The 18,895-nt window shown below is 65.1% G+C and carries 13 protein-coding genes and 1 pseudogene; 8 read left to right on the forward strand and 6 right to left on the reverse strand.

Annotated features, from left to right (window positions below):
• Positions 1–39: 39 nt before the first annotated feature.
• Together C6A77_RS13070 and C6A77_RS13075 are read right to left on the reverse strand one after the other, a co-directional pair.
• Positions 40–1,731, reverse strand: a complete 1,692-nt coding sequence (locus tag C6A77_RS13070; RefSeq protein WP_114169840.1) for an EAL domain-containing protein — start codon at positions 1,729–1,731, stop codon at positions 40–42.
• Positions 1,732–1,744: 13 nt separating this feature from the next.
• Positions 1,745–3,310, reverse strand: a complete 1,566-nt coding sequence (locus C6A77_RS13075; RefSeq protein ID WP_114169841.1) for a PAS domain-containing methyl-accepting chemotaxis protein — start codon at positions 3,308–3,310, stop codon at positions 1,745–1,747.
• A 502-nt stretch (positions 3,311–3,812) separates the two neighbouring features.
• On the opposite strand from C6A77_RS13075, the gene C6A77_RS13080 reads away from it, so the two are divergent.
• The 4 genes and pseudogenes from C6A77_RS13080 (at position 3,813) to C6A77_RS13095 (ending at position 7,811) form a co-directional block, all read left to right on the forward strand.
• Positions 3,813–5,126, forward strand: coding sequence for a C4-dicarboxylate transporter DctA (locus tag C6A77_RS13080; RefSeq protein ID WP_114169842.1), 1,314 nt, complete (start codon positions 3,813–3,815; stop codon positions 5,124–5,126).
• Positions 5,127–5,170: 44 nt separating this feature from the next.
• Complete coding sequence (locus C6A77_RS13085; RefSeq protein WP_114169843.1) at positions 5,171–5,875, forward strand: FCD domain-containing protein; 705 nt, start codon at positions 5,171–5,173, stop codon at positions 5,873–5,875.
• A 15-nt stretch (positions 5,876–5,890) separates the two neighbouring features.
• Positions 5,891–6,559, forward strand: coding sequence for a GntR family transcriptional regulator (locus C6A77_RS13090; RefSeq protein WP_114169844.1), 669 nt, complete (start codon positions 5,891–5,893; stop codon positions 6,557–6,559).
• 179 nt (positions 6,560–6,738) lie between these two features.
• Positions 6,739–7,811 (forward strand): annotated as a pseudogene (locus C6A77_RS13095) (hypothetical protein).
• Between the two features lie 63 nt (positions 7,812–7,874).
• On the opposite strand, the gene C6A77_RS13100 reads toward C6A77_RS13095, so the two are convergent.
• Positions 7,875–8,303, reverse strand: coding sequence for a PACE efflux transporter (locus tag C6A77_RS13100; protein ID WP_114169845.1), 429 nt, complete (start codon positions 8,301–8,303; stop codon positions 7,875–7,877).
• 102 nt (positions 8,304–8,405) lie between these two features.
• On the opposite strand from C6A77_RS13100, the gene C6A77_RS13105 reads away from it, so the two are divergent.
• The 3 genes from C6A77_RS13105 to C6A77_RS13115 all read left to right on the forward strand — a co-directional run bounded on the left by C6A77_RS13105 (position 8,406) and on the right by C6A77_RS13115 (position 12,336).
• Positions 8,406–9,284 carry a LysR family transcriptional regulator gene (locus C6A77_RS13105; protein WP_114169846.1) on the forward strand — a complete coding sequence of 293 codons (879 nt, stop codon included), beginning with the start codon at positions 8,406–8,408 and terminating at the stop codon, positions 9,282–9,284.
• Positions 9,285–9,426: 142 nt separating this feature from the next.
• Entirely contained in the window at positions 9,427–11,313 is a 1,887-nt protein-coding gene (mcpA, locus tag C6A77_RS13110) for a methyl-accepting chemotaxis protein McpA (RefSeq protein WP_114169847.1), read from the forward strand.
• 237 nt (positions 11,314–11,550) lie between these two features.
• Entirely contained in the window at positions 11,551–12,336 is a 786-nt protein-coding gene (locus C6A77_RS13115) for a sulfite exporter TauE/SafE family protein (RefSeq protein ID WP_114169848.1), read from the forward strand.
• 3 nt (positions 12,337–12,339) lie between these two features.
• Here C6A77_RS13115 and C6A77_RS13120 read toward each other — a convergent pair whose 3' ends face one another.
• On the reverse strand, positions 12,340–12,879 hold the full coding sequence (locus C6A77_RS13120; protein ID WP_114169852.1) for a histidine phosphatase family protein: 540 nt from the start codon (positions 12,877–12,879) through the stop codon (positions 12,340–12,342).
• Between the two features lie 212 nt (positions 12,880–13,091).
• Positions 13,092–15,326 (reverse strand): TonB-dependent siderophore receptor, encoded by a 2,235-nt coding sequence (locus C6A77_RS13125; RefSeq protein WP_114169849.1) that lies wholly within the window; start codon positions 15,324–15,326, stop codon positions 13,092–13,094.
• Between the two features lie 264 nt (positions 15,327–15,590).
• Between C6A77_RS13125 and C6A77_RS13130 the strand changes: the two genes are divergently transcribed.
• Positions 15,591–16,820: an MFS transporter gene (locus C6A77_RS13130; RefSeq protein WP_114169850.1), complete on the forward strand. Its 1,230-nt coding sequence runs from the start codon at positions 15,591–15,593 to the stop codon at positions 16,818–16,820.
• Here the strand turns inward: C6A77_RS13130 and C6A77_RS13135 are convergent.
• Entirely contained in the window at positions 16,817–18,625 is a 1,809-nt protein-coding gene (locus C6A77_RS13135) for an ABC transporter ATP-binding protein/permease (protein WP_114169851.1), read from the reverse strand. The genes C6A77_RS13130 and C6A77_RS13135 overlap by 4 nt on opposite strands.
• Positions 18,626–18,895: the final 270 nt, after the last annotated feature.

Here is an 18,895-nt window from a genome sequence, read left to right on the forward strand (position 1 = left end):
CGCACAATTCAGGAAGCGGTGCGCGGCGCCGCTGAGCAACTACCCGGGGTCGCGCCACTGGGGCGGCTGCCGGTAGGCCTGTGCCCAGGCCACCACCTCGGCGGCCGGCATCGGCCGGGCAATGCAGTAACCCTGCGCCAGCTCGCAGCCCAGGCCCATCAGCACGCGGCCGTGCTCGACGCTCTCCAGGCCCTCGGCAATCACCTCGCGGCCGAATGCCCGCGCCAGCCCGATCACTGCCCCGGTCAGCGCCAGGTCATCCTGGTCATGCAGGATGTCGCGCACGAACGACTGGTCGATCTTGATCGTCTGCGTCGGCAGGCGTTTCAGGTAGCTCAGCGACGAATAGCCGGTGCCAAAGTCATCCAGCGAGAAGCGCACGCCCAACGCGCGGCAGGCGTCGAGGCAAGCACCGACATGCTGCAGGTTGTCGATGGCCACGGACTCGACGATTTCCAGGTCGAGCCGCGCCGGGTCCACCTGCGGGTACTGCGCCAGCATCTGCCGCAGGCGCTCGGCAAAATCACTGCGCTGCAAATGCCGCGCAGCGATATTCACGCTCAATGACCAGGCGCGCCCCTGGCATTGCCAGGCCTGCAGTTGCCTCAGCGCCTGCTCCAGCACCCATTCGCCGATTTCGACGATCAGGTCGGTCTGTTCTACCCAGGGCAGAAACTGCCCAGGCGACACCAGCCCGTGCTCGGGCTTGTGCCAGCGCAACAAGCCCTCGAACCCCAGCACCTGGCCGCTGCGCAAGTTGACCTTGGGCTGGTAATACAGGCACAGCTCGCCCTGCTGCAGGGCCCGGCGTACCTGCGCCACGGTCTGGTGGGTGGCCTTGAGCTCCTGCTCCTGGGTCACATCGAACAGGTGATAACGGTTGCGCCCACGCTGCTTGGCCACGTACATGGCCTGGTCGGCGTGGCGCACCAGGGTGTCGGCGTCTTCGTCGTCCTGCGGGTACAGGGTCACGCCGATGCTGGCGCTGAGCGACAGGCGCTGCTCGCGGACCACATAAGGCGCCGCCAACGCTTGCAGCACCCGGCGCAGCGCCGCATACAGCTGGCGGTCCGCGTCGACATCGCGCAGCAGCAGAACGAATTCGTCGCCCGACAACCGCGCCACGGCATCGCCATCGCGCAGGATGCGCTTCAAGCGCTGCGCCACTTCGACCAGCAGCAGGTCACCCATGGCATGCCCGTAGCCGTCATTCACCGCCTTGAAGCCGTCCAGGTCGAGCATGCACACCGCCAGCGGCAGGTTTTCCCGGCGCGAGTAGGCCAGGGCCTGGTGCAAAAGGTCGGACAGGTAGGCACGGTTGGGCAGGCCGGTGAGTACATCGTGGCCCACCCGCCATTGCAGGGTATGCAGCAGCTGGCGCTTCTCGGTGACGTCGAAGCGGATCGACACGTACTTGCGCACCAGGCCGGTCAGCGGGTCGACCAGCGGCACCATGGTGCTGTCGACCCAGTACAGCGAGCCGTCCTTGGCGCGGTTGCAGATCTCCCCCTTCCACACCCGGCCGGCGGCCAGGGCCCGCCACATGCCGACGAAGAATGCCGGCTCGTGCAGGCCGGAATTGAGGATGCGGTGGTTGGTGCCCAGCAGCTCTTCGTGGCTGTACCCGGAAATGCTGCAGAACTGCTGGTTGACGTAGGTGATGGTCCCACGCAGGTCGGTTTCGGAAAAAATCGCGGCCGCGTCCACGGCCGCGCGATAGTTGTCATCCATAAAGCATCCTGCCTTAGCGGTTGAAGCGCTCCACGAGGGCGCGCAATCCGGTGCACACCTGTTGCAGTTCGGTGCCGCGCGAAGCGGCGGCGTTGGCGCTGTGGGCGCTGTGCTGGGCAATGCCGGCCACGCCATTGATCTGCCGCGAAACGTCTTCGGCGACGACCGACTGCTGCTGCGAGGCGGTGGCCATCTGCTGGCTCATGTCGCTGATACGCTGCAGCGCTTGCCGAATGCCATGCAGCGCCTGTCGAGCGTCCTGCACCTGGGCAACGCCCTGCTCGGCCCCGTCGATGCCCTGGCTGGCGATCGCCACGGCTTGCGCGGCACCGCTGCGCAGCGCATCGATGATCGCCTGGATATGCAAGGTCGATTGCCGGGTCTTGTCGGCCAGCGCCCGCACTTCATCGGCGACCACGGCAAAGCCACGGCCCTGCTCACCGGCACGGGCCGCCTCGATGGCGGCGTTGAGCGCGAGCAGGTTGGTCTGTTCGGCGATACCGCGAATCATCCCGGTGGCGTCGGCGATGGCACCGGTCTGGCCGGCCAGGTGAGTGACCGCCTGGTTGATCTGCGCCACGGTGCCGGCCAGGGTGCGAATGGCCGCACCGCTGGCATCGGCCACCTGGCTGCCCTGCTCGGCCAGCAGGTGCGCGGTATGCGCCTCGGCGGCGGTCAGTTGCACATGCCTGGCCACTTCGCCGATGGACGTTGCCATCTGGTTCATGGCGGTGGCGCTCAGGTCGGTTTGCGCACGCTGTTCCAGCAGCGCCGCTTCGGTACCGCGTGACAGCTGCCCGGCGTCACGGGCGGCCACGGCCATCTGCGCCGCGAGGTCGCTCAAACGGGTCAGCGCGGTTTTCAGCCGGGCCTCTTCGCTGATCAGCATCAGTTGCAGCTGCCCGGCGGCACCGGGCAGGTCACTGTAGGTCAAGGCGGCGATGGGGTCGGCGAAGGTGCCGTCGGCGCCCCGCACCACTTGCTGCATTTGCCGGTCGAAGGCCTTGCACGCCCACAGGCCATAGCCCACGAACAGCCCCAGGGTCAGCCCCTGCGCCACCGGGCCCGGCCACAGCCGGTTGGCGCCCAGCGCCAGCAGCCCGCCCGCCAGTGGCAAGGCCAGGGTCTGCGCCAACGACAGCAGGCGGTGCGGCCACGGCAGCGCCGCCTGGCCGTTGCGCAGGCGCGCGTACAGGGCCTCGGCACGCGCCACTTGCTCACGGCTGGGGCAGACCCGCACCGATTCATAGCCCACCACCTGCCCGCCTTCGCGGATGGGGGTGACGTAGGCGTTGACCCAGTAGTAGTCGCCATTGCGGCAGCGGTTCTTGACGATGCCCATCCAGCTCTTGCCGGCCTTCAGGTAACGCCACATCAATTCGTACACCGCCGGCGGCATGTCTGGATGGCGCACCAGGTTGTGCGGGCTGCCGATCAGTTCGGCCTCGCTGTAGCCGCTGATGGCGGCGAATTCGGGGTTGCAATAGGTAATCAGGCTGGCGGTGTCGGTAGCGGAAATCAGCCGCTGATCCGAGGGGAAAAGTTGCTCGACCGGGGTGACCGGAAGGTTGTGACGCACGATGAGACTCCATTCATTTAATCGCCAGCAGCCTGCTTGTGGGCGATTACCGGGATAAGAATCCCGGTGCCGGCCCGTTAGTGACTGCCCGGTCGAGCGCGGATTGTACGAGCTGAATCGTATAAAGCAAATAAACCTTATGAATCATGGCGTTATCGCAAAAATTGAAGTCGCGATGGCGCTTGGCAAGCGGATTGCAACGGCATACCCGGCGTCTGGCCGAGCCTGGTTGCTATTCGATGCGCAATGCCCTGGGGGAGCCGTTTAGCTGCCAATCGCGACAAAGCGGCGCTTGGCAGGCGCATGCACCGAACTAGAGCCGCCCGGCAAAAACGCCCCACAACTGGTCAGACCGGTAAGGCCAAAAACCCTTGCAATGTCGGATTTTTCGCGCTTTCATGGCGTCGCGCTGAACAAACCGGTAAGACCACAATAATTAAGTCCTGCGCTCTTTCGCCCCGTGCGGCTACCGAAGCAAGGACACCGATCAGAGATCCCTCCCATGCTCAAATGGTGCTCGCGTTCGATCTTCCTGCAAGTCGTGCTCGGCCTTGCCCTCGGCATCGCCTGCGGTCTGAGCTTCCCCGACCTTTCCCTGCAACTGAAACCGCTTGGTGACGGCTTCATCAAGCTGATCAAGATGCTCATCGGCCTGATCGTGTTCTGCGTGGTGGTCAGCGGCATCTCCGGTGCCGGCGACCTGAAAAAGGTCGGGCGCATCGGCCTGAAATCGGTGATCTACTTCGAAGTCCTGACCACCCTGGCGCTGGTGATCGGCCTGGTGTTCGCCTTCACCAGCGGCATCGGCAGCGGCGCCAACATCCACCTGGACCAGCTGTCCAGCGCCGACGCCAGCAGCCTGGCCGAACGCGGCCAGCATATTCATGGTGCCACGGCGTTCTTCATGGACCTGATCCCGACCTCGGTGATCGGCGCCTTCGCCGACAACAACATTCTCCAGGTGCTGCTGTTCTCGGTGCTGTTCGGCAGTGCACTGAACCTGGTGGGTGATTCGGCCGCCGGCATCTCGCGGCTGATCAACGAACTGAGCCACGTGATCTTCCGGATCATGGGCATGATCGTGCGCCTGGCGCCGATCGGCGTGTTCGGCGCCATTGCCTTCACCACCAGCAAGTACGGCCTGGAATCGCTGCAACACCTGGGCGGGCTGGTGGCGCTGTTCTACCTGACCTGTGCCGGCTTCGTCCTGATCGTGCTGGGCACGGTCATGCGCCTGTCGGGCCTGAAGCTGCTGCCGCTGATCAAGTACCTGCGCGAAGAGCTGACCATCGTCCTGGGCACCGCCTCGTCCGATGCCGTGCTGCCGCAGATCATGCGCAAGCTGGAGCACCTGGGCGTCGGCACTTCCACCGTCGGCCTGGTGATCCCCACCGGTTATTCGTTCAACCTCGATGGCTTCTCGATCTACCTGACCCTGGCCATCGTGTTCATCGCCAACGCCACCGGCACACCGCTGGCGATGACCGACCTGCTGACCATCCTGCTGGTGTCGCTGGTGACTTCCAAGGGCGCTCACGGCATCCCAGGTTCGGCGCTGGTGATCCTCGCCGCAACGCTGACTGCCGTGCCGGCGATCCCGGTGGTCGGCCTGGTGCTGGTGTTGGCGGTGGACTGGTTCATGGGCATCGGCCGGGCGCTGACCAACCTGATCGGCAACTGCGTGGCCACCGTGGCGATCGCCCGCTGGGAGAAGGACATCGACCTGGAGCGCGCACACAACGTGCTCGACGGCAAACCCGGCTTCGCCCCGGCGCCACGCAAGCAGCCCAACACCCCTCATCAACAGGAATTCTGAGCGAACGTGGCCGGCCCTGCTGCCGGCCCTTCCAGGAGCGAACCGTGATCAGCTCATCGACCGTCGTCAATTCAGTGGTGGAAAAACTGCGCCAGGCCCTTGCCCGCGGCCAGTGGCGCAGCGGCGACATGCTGCCGGGCCAGCGCGAGCTGGCCGAACAACTGGGCATCAGCCGCCCCAGCCTGCGCGAAGCGGTGATCGTCCTGGAAACCCTGGGCCTGGTGCGCTCGCTGCCCGGCAAGGGCGTGCTGGTGCTGGATGCCGATGCCGCCGCCCAGGAGCCTGGCGCGGACACCGGCGCCGCCGCCAGCCTGGCCGATGTGCTGGAGCTGCGCTACACCCTCGAACCGTTCATCGTCGGCCTGGTGGCGCAATCGGCCAACAGCCAGGACATCGGCCAGCTGCGCCTGACGCTGATGGACATGCGCGAAGCGCTGGAAGCCGATGACAGTGAAGCCGGGGTGCGCGCCTACATCGCCTTCCACGAAGCACTGTTCGCCCTGACCACCAACCCGATCTTCCAGAGCGTGGTGCAGCAGACCGGCAATGCCCTCAAGCAGAGCGCCGACATGCTGCGCAATTCGCCAGAGCACCTGGCCGCACGGCTGAAGGAAAACGAAGCCGTGGTGCGCGCCATCCGTGAACGCAGCAGCGCCCAGGCCAGTGCCCAGATGCGCCAGCACATTCTGGCCGAAGGGCTGCGCATGGGCATCCCGTTGAACATCCCCGACGAACACCCGCAGCCATGACCCAGGAGAGCGACCATGAACGCCGCCCCCCATTTGCCGGCCCTGCTCGCGGCCGGTGAAACCCGCCTGTCGGCCGAGCAGATCTACCCACGGCTGTTCGATGCCATTCTCGAGCAGCGTCTGCCACCTGGCAGCCTGTTGCCCGAGCAGGCCCTTGGCCATGCCTTTGGCGTCAGCCGTACCGTGATCCGCCGCGTGCTCGGGCGCCTGTCCGACCAGCAAGTGGTGGTGCAGCGCCCCAGCCACACCGCGCACCTGGCCGCGCCAGACCCTGCGCAGGCACGCCAGGTGCTCAGCGCCCGGCGCCTGGCCGAAACCACGCTGATCAGCTTGGCCGCACAGCGCGCCCGGCCGGCGCAGATTCGCCAGTTGCGCCAGCTGGTGGAGCGCGAACGCCAGCACCATGAAAACGGCGAACGTTGTGCGGCGATCCGCCTGGGCGGCGAGTTTCACCTGAAACTGGCGCAGGTGGCCGCCAACGCGCCACTGGCGCGGTTTCTCAATGGCCTGGTGCCGATGACCTCGCTGATCATCGCCCGCTACGAGTCCCCCTGCTGCGACCACTGCGCCTGGGAGGAGCATGCGGCGATCATCGACGCCGTCGAGCAAGGCGATGCCGAGGTGGCGCTGGGGCTGATGCACAAGCACCTCGACCGCCTGGAAGAAAAGCTCGAGCTGGAATAACCAGGGCCGCTGCGCGGCCCATCGCCGGCAAGCCAGCTCCCACAGCTAATGCAATGCTGTTGAGGTTACCGCGAACCCTGTGGGGGCTGGCTTGCCGGCGATGGACTGCACAGCAGCCCCCTCAACCCCACCCTATACTCCGAGGACCACCCCAGCCTCTAACCTCGGGAGGCGGTCGCGTGAGTTCTCGAGCCTTGGTGTTGCTGTGCCTGCTGCTGGCCCTCGGCGGCTGCGCGGCCAAGCGCCCACCTGCCCCGCCGCCGCCGGTGGTGCTCACCCCGCCGCCTGGCAACGCATCGACCAGGAGCTGATCGACGCCTCGGTCGGCGCCGCCGGCTCGGCCAACGACTATGCCCGGCGCTCGATGCGGGTGTGGAAGGAACAGGTGCAGCAGCGTACCGAAAGGGATTTCATCCCCTGGTTCACCGGCTACTGGACCCAGCAGTGGCTGACCCTCAAGGTGGCCTGGTACAAGATCGACAGCGGTGAAGGCCGGGAGCCGGCGGAAAAGCGCCTGGCGCTGTACCTGCAGGAGCAATACCACAAGCGGGTGATCGAACCGGTGGCCGAGCAGATCAACCCCGAGGGCATCCGCGACCGTGCCTGCGAGCTGTACCTGCAACTGCTCGGCCAGCAGCTGCCGGCCATCATCAGCCGCTACAACGCGCCCCCCGAGCAGTTCAGCCAGCGCCTCAACCGCATTCCGGCCATCGCCCTGGGGCCGCCGGATGCGCGCAATGCCAGCCTGTATCAACTGCTGCGGGCCAAGTCGCTGGAGCAGCAACCGGCCTGGCAGGCCATGCGCCAACACCTGCACCAACAGGCGAGCAAAGGCCCGGGCAAGACCGATGTCGGGCTGAATTCAGTAGCCACCCAGGCCAGCGAGAAACTCGGCGCCACCTTGGCGCCACGCGGCATTGCCAGCGCCGTGGCGTCGGCGGTGGGCAAGGTGGCGGGGGCGATGATCTCGATCGCTGCGGCCGGCTACGGGATGGTGACCCATGACCGCGAACAGCCGCAGATGGTCGAACAACTGCGGGTGATCCTCAACGTGGCGCTGAACCAGGAATGGCAGGAACTGATGGAGAACCGCCAGAGCGGCGCCATGTCGGGGGTGTACTACCTGTCGGGGCAGGTCGAGGACAGCCTGCTGGCCAGTGCGCCGCGGCCGGTTGAACCACCGGCTGAAAACCCGCTTGAACAGCAGGTGAAGCAGCAGCCGCAGCCGTTGATCATTCGCCTGCCGCCTTAGTGGTTGACTGAACGGGCCTCTTCGCGGGCCCGCCCGCTCCCACAGGTCGTACACAGGGCTGCATCAGGCTGTAGCCAGCGCAGAGGTGGGCAAGCCGAATATCCGGTCGAACGCCCAGTTGTAGGCAAAGGTGTAGCACGGCACCAGCACGATGAACGCCATGTCCACCAGCAACGCCTCGAGCAACGTCATGTCCAGCCACCAGGCGATCAGCGGGATCAGGTACACAACCAACGTCAGCTGGAAGCCGATGGCATGCACCACCCGGCGCGCCACACTGCGCCCGCGCTTGGCCTGGCGGCTCTCCCAGTACTCGAACAGGGTGTTGTAGATCAGGTTCCAGAGCATGGCGATGGTGGTGATCATCACCGCCAGCGGCCCGGTATGCGAGGCCTCGGTGTCTGACAGGTAGGCCAGCCCGAGGGTCGACATGCACAGCCCGATCAATTCATAGAAAGTCACATAGACCAGTTTGCGTTTCAGTCCCTGCACGCGGGTTTACCTCCAATGACAAAAGCGATGGGGCGCGATCATGCTTCATCGTGCTTGACAGTAAAAGTCGGCAGCTGTCAGATCTTCTGACAGGAGGCCTTTATGAATTTTTCCAGCGACAACATCCAGCTGTTTCTCGCCGTGCTCGACTGCGGCTCGTTTTCCGCCGCCGCCCGCGCCTTGCAGCGGGTGCCTTCGGCGGTGAGCATGGCCATCGGCAACCTCGAGGCCGATCTCGGCTACCCCTTGTTCGAACGTGGCCCACGTGAAGTCCGCCCGACCGCGCAGGCGCTGGCGCTGGAACCGCATGCCCGGCTGATCGCCGAGCAGCTGGGGCTGCTGCAGGTGCATGCCCTGCAGTTGTCCCAGGGGCTGGAGAGCAGCCTGAGCGTGGCCGTGGTCCCGGATATCGACCACCGCCCGCTGCTGGCGGCCATTGCCCACCTGGGCGAACGCCATCCGCTGCTGGACATCGCCCTGCTCAGCGCCCCGCAGGAAGAAGCCTTGCACCTGCTCGACAGCGGCCGCGTCGACCTTTGCCTGGCCTTCGCCGGGCTGCAGGTCGATGCCCGCCGCGGCTTCCAGCACATCGGCATGGAGTCGCTGGTGGCCACCCTGTCGCCGGCCCACCCGGCACTGCGCGAAGGGCGTATCCACTACCTCGAGGACCTGACCCGAGTGCGTCAGATCCTGGTGCGCAGCCGTGATTTGCCGCTGGCCGACCCGCGCCCGCTGATCGGCGCCACGCACTGGTCCACCGACAGCTTCGACCTCGCCCTGCAGATGGTGGAAGCCGGCCTGGGCTGGGGCGACCTGCCGCTGTCGCGGGTCGCGCCACTGCTGACCAGCGGGCGCCTGGTGCGGCTGGACTTTCGCAACACGCGCAACGAGTTGCAGTTGCCCGTGCATATCCTCTGGCGCAAGCAACAACCGCTGCTGCAGGCCGCGCGGCTGTTGATCGAGCAGTTGCGTAGCCGGTGAATACCGTCTGTCGAAACGGCCGTAAGAATTTTCTGTAAGCGCTTCAATATTTTGACGCTTGAGCCGATATCCAGATCGATAGGGTCCGCAATGCGTCAAGAGCGCGCCGTGCCCTCCCCTCACCGGCCCAAGGTCTCGAAACATGAACCTGAAATTTCGCCACAAGATCCTGCTCAGCGCCTGCGGCGTGGTTGTCCTGGCATTTGCCCTGTTCACGCTCTACAACGACTACCTGCAACGCAACACCATCCGCCAGAACATCGAAGCGTCGGTAGAGCAATCCGGCGCCCTGACCGCCAGCAGTGTGCAGAACTGGATGAGCGGGCGCATTCTGGTGCTGGAAAACCTGGCCCAGGACATTGCCCAGCAAGGCGCCGGTGACACCCTGGCCGGGCTGATCGAGCAGCCGTCCTACACGCGCAATTTCCTGTTTACCTACCTGGGCCAGGCCAACGGTGTATTCACCCAACGCCCCGATACCCAGATGCCCGCCGGTTATGACCCACGCCAGCGGCCCTGGTACGGCGCCGCGGCCAGCGCCGGGCAGACCGTGCTGACCGCCCCGTACCAGGGTGCTGTCGGCGGCCTGATGGTGACCATCGCCACGCCGGTGAAAAGCAAGGCCAATGGCGAACTGCTGGGTGTGGTCGGCGGCGACGTCACCCTCGACACCCTGGTGGAGATCATCAACTCGGTCGATTTCGGTGGCATCGGCCACGCCTTCCTCGCCGACAGCAATGGCCAGGTAATCGTCAGCCCGGACAAAGACCAGGTGATGAAGAACCTCAAGGACATCTACCCCGGCAGCAACCTGCGGGTCGCCGCCGGCATGCAGGATGTCACCCTCAATGGCCAGGACCGCATCATTTCCTTCGCCCCGGTGGCCGGCCTGCCTTCGGCACAGTGGTTCATCGGCCTGTCGATCGACAAGGACAAGGCCTACGCCGCGCTCAGCCAGTTCCGCACCTCGGCGATCATTGCCATGCTGATCGCCGTGGCCGTCATCGCCGGCCTGCTCGGCCTGCTGATTCCGGTGCTGATGAGCCCGCTGACCACCATGGGCCGCGCCATGCGCGACATCGCCGAGGGTGAAGGCGACCTCACCCGCCGCCTGAGCGTGCAGAACAAGGACGAGTTCGGCGAGCTGGCCACTTCGTTCAACCGTTTTGTCGAGCGCATTCATGCCTCGATCAGCGAAGTGTCCTCGGCCACCCGCCTGGTGCACGACCTGTCGGAGAAAGTGGTCAACGCCTCCAACGCCTCGATCATCGGCTCCGAAGAGCAGAGCATGCGCACCAACAGCGTGGCGGCAGCGATCAACGAACTGGGCGCTGCCACCCAGGAGATCGCCCGCAACGCCGCCGATGCCTCGCAGCATGCCAGCGGCGCCAGCGAGCAGGCCCACGGTGGCCGTGAAGTGGTCGAAGAAGCGATCAGCGCCATGACTGCCCTGTCGCAGCGCATCAGCGATTCCTGCGCGCAGATCGAAACACTCAATGCCAGCACCGATGAAATCGGCAAGATCCTCGATGTGATCAAAGGCATTTCCCAGCAGACCAACCTGCTGGCACTGAACGCTGCCATCGAGGCGGCACGTGCCGGGGAAGCCGGCCGTGGCTTTGCCGTGGTGGCCGACGAGGTACGCAACCTGGCGCACCGCACCCAGGAATCGGCGGAAGAAATCCACCGCATGATCACCAGCCTGCAGGTGGGCTCGCGCGAAGCGGTGCACACCATGAACACCAGCCAGGTTTCCAGCGAGCAGACCGTGCAGGTGGCCAACCAGGCCGGCGAGCGCCTGGCCAGCGTGACCCAGCGCATTGGCGAGATCGATGGCATGAACCAGTCGGTGGCGACGGCCACCGAAGAGCAGACCGCCGTGGTCGAAAGCCTCAACCTGGACATTACCCAGATCAACGCCCTGAACCAGCAAGGGGTGGAGAACCTCAACGAAACCCTGCGCCATTGCGACCAACTGGCCCAGCAGGCCGGGCGCTTGAAGCAGCTGGTGGGCAGCTTCAGGATCTGAACCGGCAAACGCCCGCTCCCACATCGGTCGCCCTGTGGGAGCGGGCATGCCCGCGAACACCGGCGCAGCCGGTGCCATCCACCGCGTCGCCTGCTTCGCGGGCGCGCCCGCTCCCACCGGGGCTGGTGTTAGCCCTTCTCGGTTATAACCTAATAACGAACAAGTCTATTTGGCTATAAAAAAATCTATATGCTGGCTGCATCCGATAACGGGCAAAGTTGGGCAGTCGAGTAGCGTATGGATGTAGGTTCTTTCGGTTTCACCATTGCCGGCCTGGTCGTGGGTTTCATCGTCGGCATGACCGGCGTCGGTGGCGGCTCGCTGATGACTCCGATCCTGTTGTGGTTTGGCATCAGCCCGGCCACGGCTGTCGGCACCGACCTGCTCTATGCCGCCGTGACCAAGGCCAGTGGGGTCTGGGTGCATGCGCGCAACCAGAACGTCGACTGGAAGATCACCGGCCTGCTGAGCCTTGGCAGCGTGCCCGCGGCGGCGCTGACCCTGTGGTTCCTCAGCAGCCTGCACACCGACACCTCGGCGCTCAACGCCATCATCAAGCAAGGCCTGGCGGTGGTGCTGATCCTGACCGCGTTGGCCATCCTGTTCAAATCGCGCCTGCAGGCCTTCGCCAGCCGCCATGCCGGCGACCACTACCACCTCAGCGACCGCAGCCTGAACACCCTCACCGTGATCACCGGCGTGGTGCTGGGGGTGATGGTCACCCTGACCTCCATCGGCGCCGGCGCACTGGGTACCGTGGCGCTGTTCCTGCTGTACCCGTTCCTGGTGACCCGCCGCCTGGTCGGCACTGAAATCGCCCACGCCGTGCCGCTGACCCTGGTGGCCGGCCTGGGCCATGCGGGCATGGGTAACATGGACTGGTCGCTGCTGGGCTACCTGCTGCTGGGCTCGCTGCCCGGCATCTACCTCGGCAGCCACCTCACCGGGCGCATCTCTGACCGCGTGCTGCGGCCATGCCTGGCGGCGATGCTGTTGTTGATCGGCTACAAGCTGGCGTTCTGACCTTCAACCCAGGCGCAGGCGCCACTGCCCGGTAAAGCTCAGTTGCAGGCGCGACAGCGGCAACACGTCGATCCGCTGGCAGGCAAGCATCGGGCAATCGAGCACCTGCACCAGCGCGGCCCGCATGACCATCGGGTGGGTGACGGCCAGCCATTCACCCGGCCGGTCAAAGGCCTCCAGCCAGGCGCCCAGGCGCTGGCAGAGCGCGGCGAACGACTCACCGCCATGCACGGCACTGGCTGGATTCTGCAGCCAGTCGGCCACCGCCTGCGGTTGTTCGGCCTGCAATTGCTTCAATGCCAGCCCGTGCCAACGCCCCAGGTCGCAATCGGCCAGCGCCGGCTCGACCTGCACCTGCTCCGCCAACCACGCCGCCGTCTCGCAGGCTCGCCGCTCCGGCGCAGTCAGTACCTGCGCCCCGACAAGGTCGGCAAACGGCTGTTGGCTCAACGGCAGGATGCCGTCATTCGGGAGATGCAGGTGCCCGGTCTTCTGGGCCTGGGTCAGGGCGTGGCAAACAAGGGTCAGGCGGACGGCTTTCACCGGGGTGCTCTCGGGCAGGTTGGGGGCGCCAAGGTTTAGCATGCTGCAGCATTTTTTGCCGCAACAATATGGCGCCGGCTGCGCCGGTGTTCGCGGGCTTGCCCACAGGTACAGCGTTAACCCGTAGCCAGCGCCGTACCTGTGGGAGCGGGTTCACCCGCGAAGCAGGCGACGCCGGCTGCGCCTGTGTTCACGGCTGAAGCCGCCCAGGGTCAGAAGTTGATGTTCAGCGCCGCGAACACCGCCCTGCCTGGCTGGTTATAGGTGTTGGCCCCGGAAGTGCTGGCATTGCCGCCCCGCAGAATCTGCTTGTCGAACACATTGTTCACCCCCACCCGCACATCGTAGTTGGCGTTGAACCTGTACCCGGCGCTGACATCCACCAGGCCATAGGCCTGCACATCCTGCTGCGCGCCAGTGTCGTAGTCTTGCTGTGTGCGGGAGTTGTAGGTCGGCGATTTCTGTTTACCGAACCAGGTACCCGCCACCTGCAACGACAGTTGGTCGGTGGCACGCCAGTCGAGGGTGGTGTTGACGGTGTATTGCGGGATCACCGACAGCGGCTCGCCGGTGTCGCGGTCGTCGTTGTCGAGCATCCAGGTGAGGTTGGTGTTCCAGTCCAGAGCCGGCGTCAGTTCGATGAACAGGTTGCCTTCGACCCCTTCCACCCGCGCCTTGCCGGCGTTGTCCCACTGGGTAACGCGGCTGCCGGTGCCGATGGTGTAAAGCACATCGGTGTCACCGATGATCTTGTTCTTGTAATCATTGCGGAAGTAGGTGGCACTGGTGCGCCAGCTGCCGCGGTCATACAGCAGGCCGATTTCCTTGTTGACGCTGATCTCGGGTTTGAGGTCGGCGTTGCCCTGCAGGTAGCAGCCGCCGTTGTTGGTCTGTTGCACGCTGCAGCCGTTGCCGCGGCTGTACAGCAGGTAGTTCGGGTTGGCCTGGTAGAGGTTGGGGGTCTTGTAGGCGCGGGCGATGCCGCCTTTGACCGACAGCGCTTCGCTCAGCTTGTGCGACAGGTTCAGGCTGGGGCTGAAGTTGTCGCCGAAGGTTTCGTGATGGTCGAAGCGCAGGCCCGGGGTGAGGGTGGTGTCGCCAACCAAGATATTGTCCTCGACGAACAATGCATAACTGCGCGCGGTCACCTTCGAGCTGCTGCGATCGAAACCGACGAGCCCGTCGTTGCCGGTGGGGTCCGAGCTCTGCGGGCGCAGCGAGCCCTGGTCGTTGAGGGTTTCGTACAGGTATTCACCGCCCAGGGTCAGCACATGCTCGGTGCTGCCCGCGGCGAAAGGCAGGTTCACTTCACTGCTCAGGCGCGTATTGCGCAGGCGCGACATGGCCGCGCCTTCGCCGTTGGGTGCACCCTCGGTACGGCCTGCCAGGCCTTCGTTGAGGCGCCAGTTGCGCACGTATTCATAGGCCAGCACGGTCTTGCTGCTACCCCAGGTGAAATCGCCCAGGTGGGTCAGGTCGTAGGTGCTGCGCTGCATCACATTGGTTTCGTGGCCGTACAGGCTGGAAACCAGCTCGACGTCGCCACCGCCGTTGCTGTTCATGGTGTCGCCGGCGAAGATGTTGCCCTGGCGGCTATAGCCGGCGCTGGCCTCGAGGCGGTGTTCGTCATTCAGCTGCCAGCTCAGCAAGCCGTTGATGTCCTTGTTGCGCACCCCTTCGCGGCCCGCCACCAGCACACTGGTGGCATGCCCGGCGTTGATGTCGAGGTCGTCGGCGTCGGTCTTGGCCACACCCCCGTACAGGCGCATGCCGAGGTTGTCGGTCAGGCCGCCGCCGAGGTTGAAGTTGGCGCGGCGGCTGGCACCCTCGGCGCTGTCTTGCGGCAGCTGGGTGTAGAGGCTGACATTGCCCTTGAGTTCGTCGCTGGGGCGCTTGGTAAGAATGTTGACCACTCCGCCCATGGCACCGGAGCCGTAGCGCGCAGCTGCCGGGCCGCGCAGGATCTCGATGCGCTCGACCGCCTCGGCCGGCACCCAGTTGGTTTCACCACGGGTGTCGCGGTCGCCGTTCCAGCCATAGCGCACGGCATTACGCGCGCCCGATGGCTTGCCGTCGATGAGGATCAGGGTGTTTTCCGGGCCCATGCCACGCAGGTCGATCTGCCGGTTGTTGCCACGCGCGCCGCTGGCGCTGTTGCCAGTCAGGTTCACCCCCGGTTCGCGGCGGATGATGTCGGACAGGTCATTGGCCGGCGGGTGGCGCTTGATGTCTTCGGCGGTGATGATCGACGATCCCAACGCCTGCCGCGCCTCGCGCTCGGCGGTAACCAGCGTGTCCGGGATCACCAGTGCGTCGTCGGCCACCGGCATCTCCAGTACCTCTCCACCGCGCTGCTGCTCAGCTACCGCCGCGGTGGCCACCAAGGCCGGCGCCGCCAGCGCAACGAACGCCAGGACCAGGCTGTTGGGTGAAATCTTGCACTGCATGTACATCTCCTGCGATTCATGAGCGAAACGGCACATCCCTGTCGGAAACCGGGAGCCCTCGCCCACCGGCCTCGCAAACACAGTTTGGCGGCCAACAGGGATGGTAAATATAGGGATTCGCAAATGGGTTTGAATCTTATTTACGAAGTTTACATGTTTGTAACGGCACTTTGCCGGGGCGCCGCAGACTGAACCCGCCTGCTCGATTTGCATCCTGCGTGATGCCTCCTACAGTTTCGAACGTAGTCCTCGCCCGAGCCTTTGATGCGCAGCCACGAAGAACACCACCCGACAAACATCAGCAAGCCCAGGCAGAGGATCCCTCGCAGCGTCTGGGCGCTGGGCTTCGTGTCGATGTTCATGGACATTTCCTCGGAAATGATCCACGCCTTGCTGCCGCTGTACATGGTCACCGTGCTCGGTACTTCGGTGGTGGCGGTGGGCCTTATCGAAGGCATCGCCGAAGCGACTGCGTCGATCACCAAGGTGTTCTCCGGCGCCCTCAGCGACCGCCTGGGCAAACGCAAGCTGCTCACGGTGCTGGGTTACGGCCTGGGGGCACTGAGCAAACCCGTTTTCCCGCTGGCCTCGGGGCTGGAATGGTTGACAGCGGCACGCTTCGTCGACCGGGTCGGCAAGGGCATTCGAGGGGCGCCGCGCGACGCGCTGGTGGCCGATGTCACCCCCGCCGAGCTGCGTGGTGCTGCCTTTGGCCTGCGTCAGGCACTGGACACGGTGGGCGCCTTCCTCGGGCCGTTGCTGGCAATCGTGTTGATGTGGCTGACGGCGAGCCATTTCCAGGCCGTGTTCTGGGTGGCGGTGATCCCGGCATGCGTGGCGGTTTACATCCTCATCGCCTTCGTACGCGAACCTGCAACGCCTGCTACCACCCGGCCAGTGCGCTCGCCCCTGGCGCTGCACGAACTGGCTCGTCTGGGCCCGGCCTACTGGCGGCTGATCGGCCTGGCAACGCTGTTCACGCTGGCCCGCTTCAGCGAGGCGTTTCTTCTGCTGCGCGCGCAGGACATGGGCCTGGCGCCTTTGTGGGCGCCGGCAGTGCTGATGCTGATGGCCCTGGCCTATGCGCTGTCGGCCTACCCCGCCGGGGCGCTGTCGGACCGCGTGGGCCGCCGCGGTGTGCTGATGACCGGGTTGGGGTTGCTGGTCGCCGCCGACCTGCTGCTGGCCCTGCTGCCGGGCTGGGCCGGGTTGGCTTTGGGCGTAGCCGCGTGGGGCCTGCACCTGGGCTTCAGCCAAGGCATCTTTGCCGCCATGATCGCCGACAGCGCCCCGGTCGAACTGCGCGGTACCGCCTTCGGCCTGTTCAACCTGTTGACCGGGGTGGCGCTACTGGTAGCCAGCGTGGTCGCCGGGCTGCTCTGGGACGGCGTCGGCTTTCGCGCGACATTCCTGCTTGGCGCTGCGTGTGCCGGGGGCACCTTGCTCGGGGTCGCATGGCTCGGCTCAGGCCCGCTTGCCGGCAAGCCGAGCTAGGCCAGCGCTGGCTGCTGCTGCAGTAATGCCCAACCGCCCTGCCCATCCACTTCCAGCCGATGGGTATGGAAGCCCGCCAGCGTGCTGCGGTGGCCGACACTGACCAGCAACGCCTCGGGCATCTCCGTGCGCAACAGCGAATACAACGTATGTTCGAGCCCTTCGTCCATGGCCGAGGTGGATTCGTCGAGGAACACCACCTGAGGCCGGTTGAACAGCACCCGGGCAAAGGCCAGGCGCTGTTGTTCACCGACCGAGAGAATGTGTGACCAGTCGCAACTGACGTCCAGCCGCTCGGCCAGGTGGGCCAGGTTGACCTGGCGCAAGGCCTGCTGCATACGGGGCTCGTCTTGTGCCTGGCTGGCCGCCGGGTAAGCGATGACGGTGCGCAGATCACCCAGCGGCAGGTAAGGCCGCTGTGACAGGAACAGCGCCTGGTGGCCCAGCGGGCGCCTGACTTCCCCCTCGGCATACGGCCAGAGACCCGCCAGCGCACGAAGCAATGTGGTTTTGCCGCTGCCCGATGGCCCCTTGATCAACAGCGCCTGACCGGCGTGCAGGCTCAGGGCCAGGTCGCGTATGAGGGTGTGCCCGTCCGGGCGCAGCACCTGCAGGCGGGAGATGTGCAAGGCGTGCGCCTGGTCCTCGGTGAGGACCCGCGGCAGCGCGCTCGCTTGCTGGTTGGCATCGAGGAAGCCGGTCAGGCGATCGAGGGTAGCCCGATACTGGGCAAACGCATCGTACGACTCGCGGAAGAACGACAGCGAATCCTGCACCTGGCCGAAGGCCTGGGAGGTCTGCATGACATCGCCCAGCTTGATCGCCCCGCTGAAGAAGCGCGGCGCCTGGAGAATGAACGGGAATACCACCGCAACCTGACTCACGCCCAGGTTGAAACCGCTGAACTTGAGGTTTCGGAACACCAGTGCCCAGGCATTCACGATCAAGGCGCCAAAGCGGCCCAGCAAAGTGCCCCGCTCGACCTGCGCGCCCTGATAGAAGGCAATGTTCTCGGCATTCTCGCGCAGGCGCATCAGCGCATAACGGAAGTTGGCGGTGAGCTTTTCGTTGAGGAAGTTCAGGCGGATCAGCGGGCGTCCGAGGCGGAAGGCGATCCAGGTCGCGACGATCACATACAGGTAGACGGCAAACACCATCGCCCGGGGAATCTCCACGCCGGCAACCGCCAGCGGTGCCGACAGCCCCCAGAGGATGCCGGTAAATGCCACCAGCGACACCAGCGCGCTGACCGCGCCAAGCGCCAGGCTCACCGAGTTGCTGACAAAGGCGTTGACGTCCAGTTCGATACGCTGATCAGGGTTGTCTACCGGTTCGGCAAGGAACTGGCCACGGTAGTAGGCATCGCCGTGCATCCAGTCGTGCGTCAGGCGCTCGGTCAGCCATACCCGCCACTGGATGCTGAACGCCTGGCTGACATAGAAGGTGAACAGCGAACGCAGCACATGGATGCTGGCCAATACCGCGAAGACGCCGAGCAGGTACCAGAAGGCGGCTTGGTCAAGGCCCTGCAAGGCGCTGTAGAAGCCGTTGTACCAGAACGAGAACAGCACGTTCAGGCGCACCGAAAATAGCGTCAGTACCAGCAGCAGGGCGAACACCAGCAACGGCCGCCAACTGCGCCTGAAGTTGAAATAAGGCCCGGCAAGCTGCCAGAACTGGCTGCCCCAGCGCGTACAACGTACGGCCAGTGTGGCGGCTGCCGTGAAGCAGACCAGGGTGATGAACGAGGCGATTGCCAGCCAGCTCAGGCTCTCTTGCAGGGCCTGGTGCCAGTTCATTTCCATGATGAGTATCCGTGCTGAGTATTTCCGCGAGCGTAACACTGCCGGGAGGGGCGTCAGGCATAAATGACGTACATTTCATGGTGTGGGGGATGGCACCGGCTATGCCGGTGTTCGCGGGCTTGCCCGCTCCCACAGGGGGCTGCGCCGGTGTCTGGTTTTTTGCGGCACAAAGACAAAACCCCTACCTGCATGTGCAGATAGGGGTTTTGCGAAATGAATCTTGACGATGACCTACTCTCACATGGGGAAACCCCACACTACCATCGGCGA

It is taken from the genome of Pseudomonas sp. AFG_SD02_1510_Pfu_092 (assembly GCF_003331055.1).
Lineage (GTDB): Bacteria > Pseudomonadota > Gammaproteobacteria > Pseudomonadales > Pseudomonadaceae > Aquipseudomonas.